Raw genomic sequence first — 15758 nt, 5'->3', positions numbered from 1 at the left:
GTTCCAAGCCGAAGGCCGTGGGCGGCTCCTGGGCCTCAGTGCAGCATGCGCCGCTCCTGCATCTCGTCGAACTCGCGCTGGAGCTTCTGCATCTCGGCAGGGGCAGGGGTCGAGACGTCGAGGGTGCGGGCGAACTCCATCTTGTAGCTGTACTCGATGGTCTTCGCCTTCTCGCCGGCGGCGTTCGCCGCGACATCCACGTCCCAGCGCAGGATGCCCTTGGGCTGTTCGAGTCGCAGGTAAAGCGGCTCGGTGCTGAGCTTCTCCGCCATTTCGCCGAGGGTCACGCGAATGTCGGCCTTGTTCTCGGCGTACGGGATGCGGTCGAGGACCCGCACCTTGACGGCCTCGTCCTTGTAGTTCTCGAGCACGAGGCGGTACTTGAGGGTGATCTCGCGGTTGGCGCCCTGGAAGGTTTCGGTCTTGTCCACCATCTCGCGGCGGGCGCGGAGCTGCGGGTCGGCGCCGAAGCCGAGGACGAAGGTCTCCCCGCGGGCGACCGTGGGCAGCTCGCCGCGGCCGACGAACCGGCCGTCGAGGTACACGTTCACCGGCCCGCCGAGGAGCACCTCGACCGCGTTGTTCGTCAACTCCGCCTCGCGGTAGACGTAGCTGGCGAGGACGGGCGTGGCCACGTGGTAGAAGCGGCTGGGCAGTTCAGAGTCGGCGATGCGCAGCATCTGCTGGTCCGCGCGGCTGGCGAGGCTCACCGTGCCCTGGAGGGCGTAGCTGATGCTCGGCCCCTCCGTGACGGCGCCCGACTCCCCCCGAAGCACGGCCAGCACATCCTTGCCGGCGGCCAGCTCGGCCCATTGCGCGTCGTTGGCCGCCGCGTTCATGTCCCAGTTGAAACTGCGGTTGTCGCGCAGGCTCGACGCGGCCTGCTGCTTGGCCCCGGCCTCGGAGCGGCGCTGCTGGGCCATCTTGAACTTCGTGCTCACATCGCCCTTGGCCTGGGGGTCCTGCACCTGGGCCAGCGTGACGCGGAATGGCGCCAACCCCGGCCCCTGCGCGGCCAGCGCCGGCGAGGCCGTCGAGAGGACGAGCGACACGCTGTCCCAGTTCTCGCCGCTCATCTGGTGGATGAGGGCGTTGTACTCGACGCGCACGGTCTTGCCGTCCTTGGCCGAGCGGAAGTTGTAGGCGGGGCTCCAGCCGGCCTCGTTCACCAGGTAGCTGAGCCTCACAACCCCCGCAGGGGCATCGCGCTTCTCGAGGAAGATGACCGCCTCCGACACGGTGCGGGACGCGCCGGCAGTGAGTTCGCCGCGGCGGCGCTGGAGGAGCGAGAGCTGTTTGGCGAGTTCGCGGGCCTCCACGTCCAGCTTGAGCGACTCGGTGACCGCGTCGTCCCGCTGCTTGAAGGAGAATTGCGACGTCTTCTCCAGGGCCTCGAAGCTCAGCACCCCCTTGGCCAGATCGGCCTTGGCCGTGGCGGCGGTGAACTCATCGAGCTTCGCCAGGTAGGCCAGGCGTTGGGTGAGCAGGTCCTGGCGCTTCTTGTTGGCCGCCGCCTTGTCCTGGACCAGTTCGATCTCCTGGTCAATCTTGCGCACCTCCTCGCGGGGCTCTTCGCCGATGGCCCGCTGGCGGAAGCGCACGGCGCGCACCTCGATGCCGTTGCCGCCCTCGGCAAACAGGCTGTCGGGCTGCACCTGTTGCGGCAGGTCGGCCACGACCAGCTCGACACGACCCGCCGCGCCCTCTACGGGCACGGTGCGGGTCACCAGGGCCTGCCCGCGGTAGAGCGTCACAGCCTCCACCTTGCCCTTGACGCCGGGCGGCTCGACAGGCGGAGCTGCCGCCTGCATCACGCCGGCCATCGCCACAACCATCCCCAGCCACGCTCCGGTCCTCATGGCAGGTCTCCTAATGACTTGCGGGTCTCCGCTCATCATGTGCGCCCGCTGGACGGCGGTCAAGGCCCGTTCTCCGCCTTGGGCGGCGCGGTTTCGGTGACACAGGGCCGCCCGATCGCCACGTGCTCGCCGGTGATCACCCCCCGGCAGATCGCAAGGGCCGACGCCCCCCAGGGCGTTGCGACCAGCGGGTCGTCCTCCTTGGCATCGGTGTACACGTTGCGCCAGGTGCCGTCGGGCCGCTGGCGCTCGAGCAAGGCGTCGGCCAGCGCCTCGGCCCAATGCACGCTGCCCTTCTCGGTCACAGCCTCGTCGGTCCCCAGCGCCACGAAGGCGTGCGCCAGCGACCAGCAGTAGTAGAAGTAGGTGCTGTTCCTCAGAATCTCGCGGTCGGGGGCGAAGGTCCCGGGGTTCTTGTCCACCGCGAAGTTCACCTCGAGCCACCGGCGGGCGGCCACCACGCGCGGGGCGTTGGCCGGCACGCCGCAGCGGAGGAGCGCCCGCAGGCCATCGGCGGTCATCGAGCCGTAGGAGTGGAAGCGGCGCCGGCCCCACTTGTCGGTTCCCGCGATGCCGGCCTTGTTCTGAGCGGGGTCGCTGGGGATGAAGAAGAAGCCGCCGTCGTCGTAGTAGGGGTCGCCCTTGGCCGGGTTGTCCGAGAAGTTCTGGCAGCGTGTCACGAAAACCAGGGCCTTCTCGTAGACCGGGTCGTCCCACGGCACCTGGGCGGAGCGCAGGGCCGCGATGCCGAAGAGCGTGGCCACCAGGTTCGACTCATAGAATCGCCCGGCATCGCCGCCCACGTGAGGCAGCTTGGGCACATCAATCGAGAAGCCCCAGCCGCCGTACCGCAGGTCGGTGAGCTGCCAGCCGTTGGCCTCGACGAGCTGTCGCTCGCGCAGGTAAGCGAGCCAGGCGGCACGGGCGCGCAGGTGTGGCTCATCCTTCTTCTCCAGCACCACCACGCGGCTGGCCGAGCCTGCCGTGAAGACGGGGAAGTTGAGGCCGTGCGGTCCGGGATCGATCTTGCCGTCCTTCGTTACGAGGCCCATCATGAAGCTGGCGCCTTTGTCGAAGGCCGGACGGACGGAATCGCCCCCCTGAGGCAGGAAGAAGAGGCACGAGAGGACGTGGGGCGTCAGCTCCGGACCGTCGCGGAAGCAGCCATAGGTCTCCGAGCGCCAGGCGCCATCCTCCGACTGCTTGCCGACCAGGAAGCGCGCGGCTTGGCCGAGCGACGCGTCAATCCGCTGGACAAGGCCATTGGTCTTCCTCTTGGCCGCGGCTTCGGGTGTGGTGGGCGGGCTGTCGGGGCGGCTCGAGCCATCCGAGCCGCACCCTGCCACCCACAGGGCGAGCAGAGCGAAGACACATGGCGCAACGTGGCACGGCACACGCCCAGGCACTCCGACCCACAGGCTGGCAGATCGTGAATCCATGCAAACCCCATCTCATGGCCTTCCCTCCCGAAGGCCCGGAGGCTTTCGGGAGGGGGAATCCTCCACAACCCGAGGCTCACCGCGCGCGGCCCGCGGCTATTGCCTCCTGATCTTCGCCGCCACCGGCACCGGCGCCCGATCGGTCGTGAGCACCAGCAGCGCCGCCGCCGTGCAGAAGGTGCGGCCGGTGATGCAGTGGTGGCCCGTCCACGAGCCGTCCGCGTTCTGGATGCGGTTCAGGTTCTCGGTGATGGACTTGTCCCACTTCTCCCACTCGGGTCCGCCCTGGACAACGAGGGCTTCGCCGATGTTCATGTAAGAGAGGAACTCCTCGCCGCCGTTGGAGCCGAAGCCCTTGATGAACCGCTCGTCATCCAGGCTCTTGACGATGGCGGTCTTGGCGTCCTTGAGGGCCTTCTCATTCTCGTCGAACCGCCGGAGGGTATCGGCGGCCACCTGCCGCTCCGCCGCCGTGGGGGCGCTGCGGACCTTCCTCTCGTAGTCCGCTCGCAACGCGGCATTGGTGTTGGCCGACTCCTGGATGGCCGTGAGGCTGGAGGCGCCCGAGTAGAGGGCCACGCCCGCGTCGCCCGCGGCCTTGAACCTGCCGGTCGGCGCATCGTACTGCTCGCGCGCATAGGTCTCGGTCCTGGCCCGCGCCTGCTCGCTGACCGCGACGCCGGCCTGGGCGGCCTTGTTGAGCGCCTTGGCGCCCATGGCCTGCGCGATGGTCGGCGCCCAGCCGTCGCTCGCCCACGTGCCGTCGCTCTTCTGGTTCTTCTCGATCTTGTCCATCACCCGGTCAAGTGCGGCGAGCACCCGCTTGTTGGCCGCCGCGTCGCCCATCTTGCCCTTGACCTCGGCGAGAACCATGGCGCCCAGAAACGTGTCCACGTACTGCCCGAGTTTCGATTGCACCCGGGTGCCGCGTGTCTTGGTGATGAAGAGCGACTGGGAGTCGGCCTCCTCGATCTCGGCGCAGAGGTACTCGATGCCCCTGCGCACCTGAGCGGCATAGGGGCCTTCGCTGGCCGTGCTGCCCGAGCGGATGAGGGCCAGGGTGCACACGGCCGTGTCGGCCACGCTCGGCACGTCTCTCATCTGGGCGCCGCCGCCCATCTGCGGCGACTCCTCGCCCTGGCCCCAGCCGCCGTTCTTGAGCTGAGTCTTGGCCAGGAACTCGAGGCCCCTCTTGACGTTGTCGCTGAGGGGCTTTGGCTTGACAGCCGGCGCCCACGTGGTCGCGGTCTTGGTCTCCTCGCCCACGGTCGGGGTGGTCGTGGGTTCGGCCAGCACGCCCAGGTAGCCCGCGGCGGCGACCGCCAGGGCCAGCCCCGCCACCCCCAGAGCCTTGTGCCAGTTCATCGTCGCCTCCTTTCTGCGCCCTTCGACGCGTCCATTGACTCCTTAGACGCGCACGGAGTGCGGGAAGTTCGCGCGGGGTCCTATGGCCGCCAGTAATAGAAGTACTCGTACTCCAGCTCGACGGCCTTGCCCTTGGGCACGGTGACATCCCACGACACCTGGCCGAAGCCGTTGGCCCGCAGCCACCACCAGGGCCAATTCCACCAGTACCACCAGGGGTACGGGTCGGCGCCAATCTCGGCGGCGCTCGCCTCCAGCGGGTTGCTGGCCACCAGCTTCCCCTCGTGCGAGGCCTTCACGCCCGTGCCCAGAAAGCTGCGGCGGACCGTGACCCTGACGTCGCGGTCCTTGAAGTTCGTCACTGCGAACTTGCCTTGCACGGTCACCTTGGCATACTGATTGCCGTCAATGCTGATAGCGTTGGGCACCCGTCCCGTCTCTGTCTCCTCTTTCTTCGTGTTCAGGTCGGTGGCAATGGTCACCGACACGTCCACCTTGCTCTTCACGGAGGTGTAGGTGAGGAGCTGCTGGCCGAGCGCTGTAGCGCCCTTGAAGATGGTGGCGGGGCCGGTGGTCCAGGGGGTGTCGCCGGTGTTCGTGAGGCGGAGTTGGTGCATGGCCCGCGCGCCGGTGAGAGCGCGCATGAGCTGCTGTTGCTGGCTGCGGTCAATGTTGCGCCACATCTCCATCGGGGGCAGGCAGGGCACCTCCCACACATACACATCCTCGTAGGGCACGGTGACTTCGAGGATATCCACCGCCGCACTTTCGCCCTTCCGGAGCGAGAGGCCCTTGAGGGCGTAGAGGAACAGGTCCTCCTGCTGGCCCTCGGCGGGGATGTCGGGGCCGCCGGCTGGGCCACCTGCCGGCGGCGCCTCCATCACCTGCGCAGCCTGCTGCCCCATGAGGGCGTTACTCAGGTAGTCGAACCCGCCGCCGCGCCCCGTCGGGCTGGGCGGCTGGAAGTACGAGCTGAGGTGCAGCCCCGCCTCGCGCAGGGCGAGGGGCGAGAGCGTGTCCTTCATCACGAAGCTCGGCACGCCCACGACCAGCCGCACGTTGGCATTGTCCAGGTCGGCCAGCTCGTTGATGATCGTGCCGCTGAGCGATACTCTGGCCTTGCCGCCATCGAGCAGCTCGATGCGGTAGCTGGGGATCCAGCGAATGCCTTTCTGAAGGTAGACGACTCCCACCTCCTGCTTCCCGCTCGCCGGCTTGCCCTTGACGCTGACCCGCAGGGCGATCTCGCGCACCTTCTTCGTCTCGCTCAAGCTGGTGACGGGGTCCTTGCCCGCCACGGTGACGCTGCGCACGCCGTCGCGCTGGATGAGCCGCAAGCCTTCCTTGGTCTCGAGCATGACGAAGGAGGCCAGGGCCTTCACGCGCTCCTCGCGCGTCTCGGGCACGGCGCCGCCCTCCACGTAGCGGCCCCAGCGGTCGCGGCCGGGGGGAGCGTTGCGGGCGGCGGGGGTCTCGCGTTCGGCCTCGTGCTCCAGGATGCCGCGCAGGATGCCTGTGTGCGGCGTGGGCGGCGCGTCCTTGAATTGCTCGACAATGGTGACCTCTTTGCCCTTGTTGGCCTGAAGCATTTGGTCGAAGCTCAGGCAGGGGGCCGTCTCGACGGCGTCCACGAAGCCGGCCCGCACAAGGTCCACCCTGGCCTCGGGTGCCGTGGCGAAGGCCCAGAAGGTGCCGAGCACGGGCGCCGGCACGTCGCGCGTTCGGCACCAGCCGGCGTCGAGCGTCGCTTCGCCCCGGGCCATCACCAGCGCGTGGCCGTCCTTGAACACCGTGACGTCGGTCACCTTCATCGCGGTGGCCGGCGGCTCCGCCGCCATCGCGGCCGCGGAGACCAGCAAGCCCACCAGCCCCTGCCACGTTCTCATTTGGTCGCCTCCTGCGTCTTGGCCGCGCGGCCGTCGGGCGCGGTGATGAGGACGTTTCGCCCGTCGAGCCGCAGCAGCAACTCGCCCGGGAGCGCCAGTGCCCCCGGGCGGCCCTCGGTCGCCAGCCGTTCGACGAGTCTCCAGTACTCAGGCGAGCCGAACTCGATGGTGGCCTCGGCCTTGAGGCCCTTCTTGTGGTCGGCGACGGCCTGGGCGTCAATCCACCGATTGCCCCTGCGGAAGAACGCCCGGTCGTTCATCTGCTGCACTCCGGCAGGGGCCACGCGCTCCATGTTCGGGTCGTAGTAGGCATTGGCGTAGTTGAGCGTGAGCTGGCTGCGCTGGGCCTGGCGGTTCACCTCCTGGCTGATCGAGCCCAGACCGACCCGCTCGTTCATCGCGCGGTTTTCGAGGTTGGCGCGTGCCTCGCCCGCAACGGCTTCGGGACGGGTGAGGTCGGTGCCCTCTCGCGCCAGAAAAGCCGTGTACTCGGTGAGGACGCCGAACTCGGTGGAGAGGCGCACCACCTCGCGCACCAGTTCGCCCAGCCGGGCCTCATCCGCCTCCGTGGAGAGGCCTGCCGCCTTGCTCACCGCGGCGACGATCTCCTGGACGCGAGGATTCTGCGCCTTGGCATAGACGCGCCGCGAGCCGAGGTCGGCCCCCAGGGCGCGGATGGCGTCCACCAGCACGGCGATCTGGCGGCTCGCCCACAGCCGCGGCACAAACGCGTTGCCGATTGTCGCACCCGATAGGTCGAACGTGAAGGAGAACGCGCGCTTCTCGCCCAGGTAGTTCCCCTTCACGCAGAATGTAACGGGCTGGCCGCCCACATACCGGCCGAGCACGACAAGCTGATCGCCCTCGAAGAGGTCGGGCAGCCTGGCTGGAATCACGTCGAGGACCCGACCGGGGGCTGACGTCTTGTCGGGGCCAACGACCTCCAGCGCTGCGTCGGCCAGCACAGGGCCGGCCAGCCTTCGAAACACGGCGGACACCTTCGCCTCCACATCCTCGTTCGGCAGTACGAACGTGGACGTGCCTCTTGTCTCCCGCGCCACCCGTTCGAGCAGCGCAGTGTTGACGTCGGTGCCGACGCCAAAGGTGAAGACCCGGCGTTGGTGGGGGTTCGCCTTCAGAACCGCGTCCCGGATCGCCACTTCCGAGGTCTCGCCCACGGTGGGCAGGCCGTCGGTGAGGAAGAGCACGATCGGCAGGAAGCCCTCGATGGGCCTCGGCCGCAGGGCGTCCACCAGCGCGTCGCGCAGGTTGGTGCCGCCCCCCGCCTTCACCGCGTCCAGGAACTCGCGAGCCTTGCCCTCCGTCTCGCCCGACTTCAGCACCGCGCGGTCCGCGAAGCGGTCCACCCGCTCGTTATACACCAGAATGTTGAACGCCTCACCCGGTTCGAGGCCGGCGATGACTTGCGAGGCCGCCTGGCGCACCTGCGCGATCTTCGCCCCGCTCATCGAGCCCGAGCGGTCGAGGACCATCGTGATCTCGCGCCGGATGGCAGGGACCTCGCGTCCCTCCCTTGGCCGCGCTGGCAGGCCGCCGAGCAGCAGGAAGTACCCGCCGCCTCCCTGCGGCTCAGGACAGGCGAACAGGGTGCTCGCGATGCCGTCGTGCTCGACGAGATACGACAGGCGGAACGCGCCGGGGTCCGCCTGCGATTCCGCGGCAATCTCGGCAGCCACCTCGTGACGCGAGATGCGGCGCACGTCGAGCTTATGGCTCGGCGAATACACGGTGGAAACGGGCGCCCTCGACCGGATGCCCACCCTCACCTTCCAGGGGATCATGTATGCGACCGACTCGGTGCGGGGCAGCACGTAGTCCACGCGGCATCCGTCGGCAGGCAGCAGGGTCTCGTAGGTCAGGCGCACCTTCTGGGCGCTGCGGGCCTCCAAGGGGAAGAGGCTCGAGCGAACGGCGCCGGAGCCGACGAACTCGAGGAGCGCAGGGTCGCGGAGGCGCGAAACGATCGCGGTGAAGACCTTGCGCGCGTCGTCCTTCGGCATCAGCTCGGCCGCGGCCTCCTGGCCCGCGCCCTCGAAGGTGAAGCCGCGGACGACAGCCCCCTCCGGCACAGGCACGAGCAGTTCGGCCTCCTGGCGGGCGCCGGCGGGGTTCATCAGCGCGATCTCCATCGTCGTCGTCGCCACCTGCTCGACGATGGCGACCGCTACGGCAACCTCAGCCATGTGCACGGGCTGCCGCGCCCCGATGGCGAACACGCGGCGCTGCGGCACCACCAGGTTCGATGCCAGCGGGCGCGCGCCGGACGGCTCGCCGCGGGCGACGCCGCCCGCCTGCGCCAGCGCGGCAACCGCCAGGCCCGCCAACCACCCGAGCACGCTCCGGGACGATGCACCCATCCGACACGCTCCCTGGCCAGCCCCACACCGGCCGTCGTGCGCCTATTCTACCGCACCACGGGCCAGAACATCGTAAGCCCATTGTAACAAGGTATCGCGCGCCCCCTCAGCGTGATCAGGGGAGAGTTCGGGGTGGCACTCGCACGCCGCATCCTGGGCGCGGCGACGCGACCGATGCCTCGGAGCGCTTCACTGAGGGTTGCTCCTCGCGCGCCCGGCTCGCACGGAAGCTCTCAGTCTGGGGAGGTTCGCACTTCCACGGGCAGCAGCTCGATGGCGTGGTTGGCGCAGCGCACGGCGCACAGGCCGCAGCCGTCGCACTTCTCGGCATCCACCACGTAGCTGGCGCCCTCCTGCTTGACGGCGGAGTAGATGCAAACCTTCTGGCACAGGCCGCATCCGACGCCGCACCCGCACGCAAGACAGCGGGCGGCCTCGCGTCGGGCCGACTCCTCGTCGAGGTCAAGTTCGACCTCGGAGAAGTCGAGCACGCGCACCGACGCCTCGCGCACAGGCAGGATGACGCGGGGCTCCTCCGGCTTGTCCACGTGCCGCGCAAAGGCCTGGCGCGCGTCCACCTGCTTCGGCTCGCGCTCGGTCTTGGGCGGCTCGAGGGGCTCGCCGGCCAGATAACGCTCGATGGCGGCGGCGGCCCGCCGCCCGTCTGCGAAGGCCACGACGACCGAGCCCGGCCGCCCCGCCGCGTCGCCGGCGGCAAACACGCCCTCGATGCTCGTAGCGCACGTGGCCTTGTCGGCCACCACGACCCCGTCGCCCATCGCCGCAAGCCCCTCCCCGGCGAGCATCGGCCCATCGGGCCGCTGCCCGGCAGCCACCAGCACCATGTCCACGGCCAGCGTGAACTCGGCCCCCGCCACGGCCTGGCTTGGGCGGCGGCCTCGGACGGCCTGGGGCTCCAGATAGCCCGCCGCGCACCTCAGGCCGACCACCCGCCCGTCATCCACCACGACGCTGTGCGGAATGGAGAGGTAGAGGATGCGCACGCCCTCGGCCTCGGCGTCGGCAATCTCGCGCTCGTGCGCAGGCATCTCGGCGCGCGTGCGGCGGTAGACGACATAGGCCACCTTGGCCCCGAGGCGCAGCGCGCACCGCGCCGCATCCAGCGTGGTGTTGCCCCCGCCCACGACGGCCACGCGCTGGCCCACATCGGGCCGCCTGCCCAGGTTCAACTGCCGCAGGAAGCCCACGGCGTCCACCACGCCACGCGCGTCGTCGCCCGGAATGCCGAGCTTGCCGCCCTGGTGAGCGCCCGTGGCGAGCAACACCGCCTCAAAGCCATCCCGGCGCAGCGCGGCGAGGGTGAAGTCGCGCCCCAGGGCCTGGCCGGTGCGGATTTCGACGCCCAGGCGGCGGATCGCCTCGATCTCTTCCTCCACGATGCCCTTCGGCAAGCGGTAGTCTGGGATGCCCACGCGCAGCATGCCGCCCGGCTGGTCCAGGGCCTCGAACACCGTGACCGCGTGGCCGGCGAGGGCCAGATCGTGGGCGGCCGTGAGCCCGGCGGGGCCGCTGCCTACGATGGCCACCCGCCTGCCCGTGGGCGGAACGGCTGCGAGCGGCTGTTGGAGCAGCGGCAGGTGGCGGCGCCCCCACTCGTCCACGAACCGCTTGAGGGCGCGGATGGCGATCGGCCCGCCCAGAGGCCGGCGCGTGCAGGCGTCCTCGCACGGCGCGTAGCACACGCGCCCGCAGATGGACTGGAAGGGGTTGCTGGCCCGGACGACCCGCACGGCCTCCTCATAGCGGCCCTCCGCCACCAGACGCACGTAGGACTGGGCGGACACCCCCAGAGGGCACGCCGCCTTGCAGGGCGCCAGCACCTCATAGCGCTTGACCGCGCGCCGGTGCTTGCGGCGGTCTACCTCGTGTGTGCCCACGATGCGGGGGTTCACCTTGCCCCGGAAGTCGTCCAGGCTCCCGTAGCCCCGCTTGTCCATCCAGCGCTCGAGGCCCTCGCGGAGTTCGCGGAGCACGCCATAGCCGTTCATCACAACGACGGTGCAGGTCTGCACCACCGTGGCTCCGACCAGGAGGTACTTCACCACGTCTTCCCACGAGGCCACGCCGCCCGAGCCCGCGATGTCAATCTTGAGCTGCGGTCGAAGGGCGCTGATCCAGCGCAACGGGTACTGGATGGCCCACGGCCCGCCGTGCCCGCCATAGCCCCCGTGAAGGACGGGGCGCTCCTCCTGGACGTCAATCTCCAGCGCCGTCATGCGGTTGAAGATGGTGACGGCATTGGCGCCCGCGGCCTCCACCCCCTGGGCTACGCCCAGCGGCGACGTGATCATCGGGCTCAGCTTGGCGATGACGGGGATTGTCACCGCCCTGCGCACCACCTCCACCGTGTGGAAGATCGTCTCCTCGACGGCCCTGCCCCGAAACGTGATCGAACCGTGGGGGCACGACGTGTTCAGCTCGATGGCATCGGCGCCCGCGGCCTGCATCTCGGCCGCAGCCCGGGCCCAGCCCTCGTCGGTGAGGCAGTTGATGCTCGGGATGATCTTGATCGAGAGCTTGGCCTTTGCGTCGGCCACCTCTTGCGCGTACCGCGCCAGGTCCCATTCGCTGGCCTGCTCGTAGGAGAACAGGGTGAAGGTCTTCTCGGCCGGGCTGAGATCGTGGTGCAGCACGGCGAAGCGCGGCGTGGGCGACTGGCGCGCGATCTCCTCCTCGAACCACGACTTCATCACCACGGCCGCGGCGCCGTTCTCCTGGCACTGGCGCATGCGCTCGACGGTCTCGGTGATCCCCGCGGAGGCCACCACGATGGGGCAATCGAGATCCAGCCCGACATATCGGGTGCGGAGGGAGGCCAAAGCAGCGTGCTCCTTTGCTCACTCGGCGCCGCGCGCGACGGCCCGCGCGGCGAGGGCTTCCACAATGGCTTCCAGGGCCAGCGCCACTCGCACGAGCGGCTCCTGCGAGTGCTCCGCCCTCGCGAGCTTGCCGTCGGCATCCTGGAGAATCTCGGGGAACGCGGCGCTCGCGGCGTCGCGCCGCAGGTGCCGCAGCAGCAGGTCGCCCGCCCGGACCACGCGCTCGGCCCCAGGGCGCACGCGCCGCTCGGCCACGGCATCGAGGCTGGCCTCCAGCAGCAGGAGGCGGCCCGGCAGGTCCGGCGCCGCATTGCCCTGGCGTTCCCCCTCCACCAGCAGATCATGCAGGGCCGAGGCCGCCAGATCCACCCTGCGCCCGGGGTCGCTGGCGGCGCGCGCCGCCACGGCATACTCGGCCGCGATGGCGCGCACACGGGCTGCCGCGCGCTGCCGGGCCAGTTCCCTGGCCAGCACATCAATGAGCACATCCAGAGCCGCGGCCGTGCATACACGCAGCGCCTCGGGTTCCGGCGCGACGGCCCGGTCGAGTTCGGCCAGGCTCTTCGCTAGCGCGACGGCTGCCTGGGCCTGCGCCTCGCCCTTGCCGGGCGCGATGAGCTGAGCGGCATCGCACGCAGCCGCGAGGCGGAGCCCGGGCGCCCGGGACGCCCACGCAGGGTCGGTCACGGCCAGCAGGTACCCTCTCAGCGCCTCGCGCGGTGTGACCACCGCGCGGGGGGGTCGCGGCGGGACCACGGTTGACACGGAGACCCGCGTAGTCACGAGTTCGGTCGTGGTCGGCCTCGGGTCGCCCTGGGGCGCCGGTGGCGGCGCCAGCGCCTTCGCCAGCCGCCAGGCGGCCAGGGCCACCAGACCAACGGCCACCAGCGCCGCCAGGCCCCAGGCGAAGCTGCGCAGCGGCGAGACAGGGCGCGCGACCAGCAGCCTGCGTACGAGCTCCTTCGCCCGCGCGTGGAGGTCGGCGAACGCCGCGTGATGGTCGGCCTCGATCTCCTCGAGCAGGCGGCCTGCGCGGATCAGTTCGCCCGAGGCCACCTCGGCCTCTGCGCGCTCGAGGAGTTCCTCGAGCTCGGCCCGCCGCTGGCGCTCGAGAATCCGCAGGTGCCCCCCGCACCGCGAGCACACCTCCGCCCCCGCCCGGTTCACGCCCTCGCAGCCTGGGCGGTAGCACGGCTCGCTGAGCGTCGTGTGGCAGGCCGGGCAGGCCCACTCGGCGGCCGACACCGTCTGGTGGCAGACAGGACAGGCGATCTGCTCGGCCAGGGCGCTGGAGAGGACCTCGGTGGCCGAGGTCTCTTCGCGTTTCACGGCCTGGAGCGCCGCCTCCAGGGCCTGCCGCATCTCAGCGGCGGACTGGAAGCGCTCCGCGCGGTCGGGCCGCGTGGCGCGCTCCACGATCGCATCCAGCTCCTTCGGCACCAGGCGATTGGCCGCGCTGGGCGGCGAGCCCGAGGGCAGCTCACCGGTGAGCATCTCGTGCAGGGTGACGCCCAGCCCGTAGATATCGGCCCGCGCGTCCACGGCCTCGCCGGTGCCGCGCTGCTCGGGCGCCATGTACTTGGCGGTGCCGAGGCGCGAGCGGCGCGGCCGCTCATCGGTCGGCTCCTCCTCCACCATGTGCGCGATGCCGAAGTCGGCCACCTTCACCAGGCCGCCCTCCTCCTGCGTGAGGATGTTGCCCGGCTTGATGTCCCGGTGCACCACGCCGGCGGCGTGGGCGGCTTCCAGGGCGCGGCAGATCTGGATCGCCATCTCGACGGCCGAGCGCACGGTCACCTGGCCGTTGCGGATCAGGTACCGGAGGGTGCGGCCGTGCACGTACTCCATCACGAAGTAGTAGCGGTCGCCCACGCACCCGCGGTCAATCACGCCCACGATGTTCGGGTGGCTCAGCGCCGCCAGGGCCTCGGCCTCGCGCGTGAAGCGTGCCACGAAGCGCGGCACTTTGGCGTACTTGCGCAACAGCACCTTGATGGCCACTTCGCGGTCCATCGAGAGCTGGATCGCGCGGTACACGGCCCCCATTCCGCCGTGGCCCACCAGTGCCACCACGCGGTAGCCGGGAAAGGTGTCGGGACGCACCAGTTCCTCGCCATCGGCCAGCGAGGGCAGCACGAACACCGCCTCGCAGGACGGGCAGCGAACCTGCGTGCTCTCCCCGTTGCGGGGCAGTTCCACCTCGGCTGAGCACCGGCCGCAGACGATCTTCAATGCGGATGCTCCACTCGAGCCTCCCCGGCGCATTCTAGCACGTCGCTGCCGCCCCCGCAACCTCTGCGAAAGCGACGGGCGCGCTCCGCTCAGCGCCGCCGGACGGCGTACTTGCGCAGGGCGCGTAACAGACGCTCGAAGTCGGCAGGCAGCGGGGCCTCGACCGCCAGCGGCGTGTTGTCGGCGAGGGTGAGTTCCAGGCGGCTCGCGTGCAGGGTCAGGCGAGGCATCAGCGGCGGCTCGGGGTGGTCCTCCTTCCGGCGGTAGCCGGGCTTGATCTCCGAGAGGAACAACGCAGCGGCGCCGCCGTACAGCGGGTCCACCGCCAGCGGGTGCCCGATGCCGGCCAGATGCAGCCGCACCTGGTGCTGGCGGCCGGTGAGGGGACGCACCTCGACAAGGGTGAACCCTCGAAAGCGCTCGAGCACGCGATAGTGGCTCTTGGCGGGCCGCCCCTCGCGCCGCCGCAGGCGCATCTTGCCCCGCGAGGCCGCGGCGATGGGCATGTCCATCTCGCCCTCCTCCTCGCCCACTTCCCCCCGAACCAGAGCAAGATACCGCTTCGCGACCCGCCGTTCCTCAAAGGCCGCGCTGAGGTGGCGGGCCGCCGGCAGGTCCTTGCCCACGAGAAGCACTCCGGTCGTGTCCCGGTCGAGGCGGTGGATCACAAACACGCGGCGGCATGGCGACGGTGACTCGTGCTGGACGTGCCAGAGCAGGCCGTTGATGAGCGTGGCGTCGAGCGTGCCGGGCGCCGGGATCACCCCCACGCCGGCCGGCTTGTTGATCGCCAGCACGTGCGCGTCCTCATAAAGGACATCGAAATCCAGCCGCGCCGGCTCGTAGCGCACGATGGGGGTGTCGGGCACATCGAGGGCCACGGCCTGGCCGGGCTGCGGCACGCAGCGGTGGTCCACGCGGCGGCCGCCTACCGTGGCGTGGCCGTGGGCCACTAGGCGGCGGATGCGCGTCAGCGGCAGTGAAGGCAGCGCGGTGGCGAGGAACTCGATGATCCCCTCGTACGCGTCGTCCACCTCGAGTTCGATCAGGGCCATGGCAACCTTTCCCTCGGCGCAATGCCGCGTGTAATTACTGCTCTGGCCGCGAATCAGTTTGACATCTTCCGTGTAGCGGCAAGCGTCTACAAGCGTCTCGCTTGTCGGAGACCCCCGCAAGAGGGACGCTTGCAGCTACGCTTGAGGCCCTAACAGATACACGCTGGTTGCGGCCACTGCAAACTGATTGGCGGCGAGAGTAGTATATCGGATTGGCGCGGGTTCAGGCAAGGTGCTAAAATGCAGCAGGCCGCCGAACCAGGAGAACCCGAATGCCTCTGGCCGATCAGCTTCGCTTCGACGACAAGGGCCTGATACCCGCCATCATCTTCGATGCGGCGGACCATCAGCCCCTGACGCTGTGCTACATGAACCGCGCCGCCCTCGAGGAGACTCTCGCGACGGGCCTCGTCCACGTCTTTCGCCGCTCGAAGGGCCGCGTCATGCTCAAGGGCGAGACCTCGGGCCACACCCAGCGCGTGGTGGACGTGTTTGCCGACTGCGAGGGCAACTCGCTGGCCATCGCCGTGGAACAGAAGGTCGCGGCTTGCCACGCAGGCTACTACACCTGCTACTACCGCCGCTATAACCAGGCCACCGACGCTCTGGAGGCGCAGGGCAAACCCGTGTTCGACCCGGGCAAGGTCTACTAGGCTCGACTTTCGCCATCAGGCAGGAAGCCGGAGGGCGAAGTCCGTGACGGT

Annotated in this window: 9 protein-coding genes; 1 reads left to right on the top strand and 8 read right to left on the bottom strand. The window is 69.8% G+C overall.

All coding sequences use genetic code 11. From position 1 onward, the window contains the following. Positions 1-35 precede the first annotated feature (35 nt). From PLE19_16705 to PLE19_16670, 8 genes are all read right to left on the bottom strand, one after another. Positions 36-1859, bottom strand: coding sequence for a mucoidy inhibitor MuiA family protein (locus tag PLE19_16705; protein HPD16596.1), 1824 nt, complete (start codon positions 1857-1859; stop codon positions 36-38). A gap of 59 nt (positions 1860-1918) precedes the next feature. After that, positions 1919-3298: a prenyltransferase/squalene oxidase repeat-containing protein gene (locus PLE19_16700; GenBank protein HPD16595.1), complete on the bottom strand. Its 1380-nt coding sequence runs from the start codon at positions 3296-3298 to the stop codon at positions 1919-1921. Positions 3299-3394: 96 nt separating this feature from the next. Beyond that, entirely contained in the window at positions 3395-4663 is a 1269-nt protein-coding gene (locus PLE19_16695; GenBank protein HPD16594.1) for a hypothetical protein, read from the bottom strand. A gap of 80 nt (positions 4664-4743) precedes the next feature. After that, positions 4744-6549: a hypothetical protein gene (locus tag PLE19_16690; protein ID HPD16593.1), complete on the bottom strand. Its 1806-nt coding sequence runs from the start codon at positions 6547-6549 to the stop codon at positions 4744-4746. Continuing rightward, positions 6546-8927: a VIT domain-containing protein gene (locus PLE19_16685; GenBank protein ID HPD16592.1), complete on the bottom strand. Its 2382-nt coding sequence runs from the start codon at positions 8925-8927 to the stop codon at positions 6546-6548. Before PLE19_16685 ends, PLE19_16690 begins: the two co-directional genes overlap by 4 nt. A gap of 233 nt (positions 8928-9160) precedes the next feature. Next, positions 9161-11767: an FAD-dependent oxidoreductase gene (locus PLE19_16680; GenBank protein HPD16591.1), complete on the bottom strand. Its 2607-nt coding sequence runs from the start codon at positions 11765-11767 to the stop codon at positions 9161-9163. 18 nt (positions 11768-11785) lie between these two features. Further along, positions 11786-13999, bottom strand: a complete 2214-nt coding sequence (locus PLE19_16675) for a protein kinase (GenBank protein HPD16590.1) — start codon at positions 13997-13999, stop codon at positions 11786-11788. Between the two features lie 89 nt (positions 14000-14088). Continuing rightward, positions 14089-15054, bottom strand: a complete 966-nt coding sequence (locus PLE19_16670) for an RluA family pseudouridine synthase (protein ID HPD16589.1) — start codon at positions 15052-15054, stop codon at positions 14089-14091. Between the two features lie 272 nt (positions 15055-15326). Here PLE19_16670 and PLE19_16665 point away from each other — a divergent pair, with 272 nt between their 5' ends. After that, positions 15327-15707, top strand: coding sequence for a phosphoribosyl-AMP cyclohydrolase (locus PLE19_16665; protein ID HPD16588.1), 381 nt, complete (start codon positions 15327-15329; stop codon positions 15705-15707). Positions 15708-15758 lie beyond the last annotated feature (51 nt).

Source organism: Planctomycetota bacterium (genome assembly GCA_035384565.1).
In the GTDB taxonomy this organism is placed as follows: Bacteria; Planctomycetota; PUPC01; order DSUN01; family DSUN01; genus DAOOIT01.
Note: the sequence above shows the minus strand (reverse complement) of the source record. Positions and strands in the feature narration are given on the sequence as shown.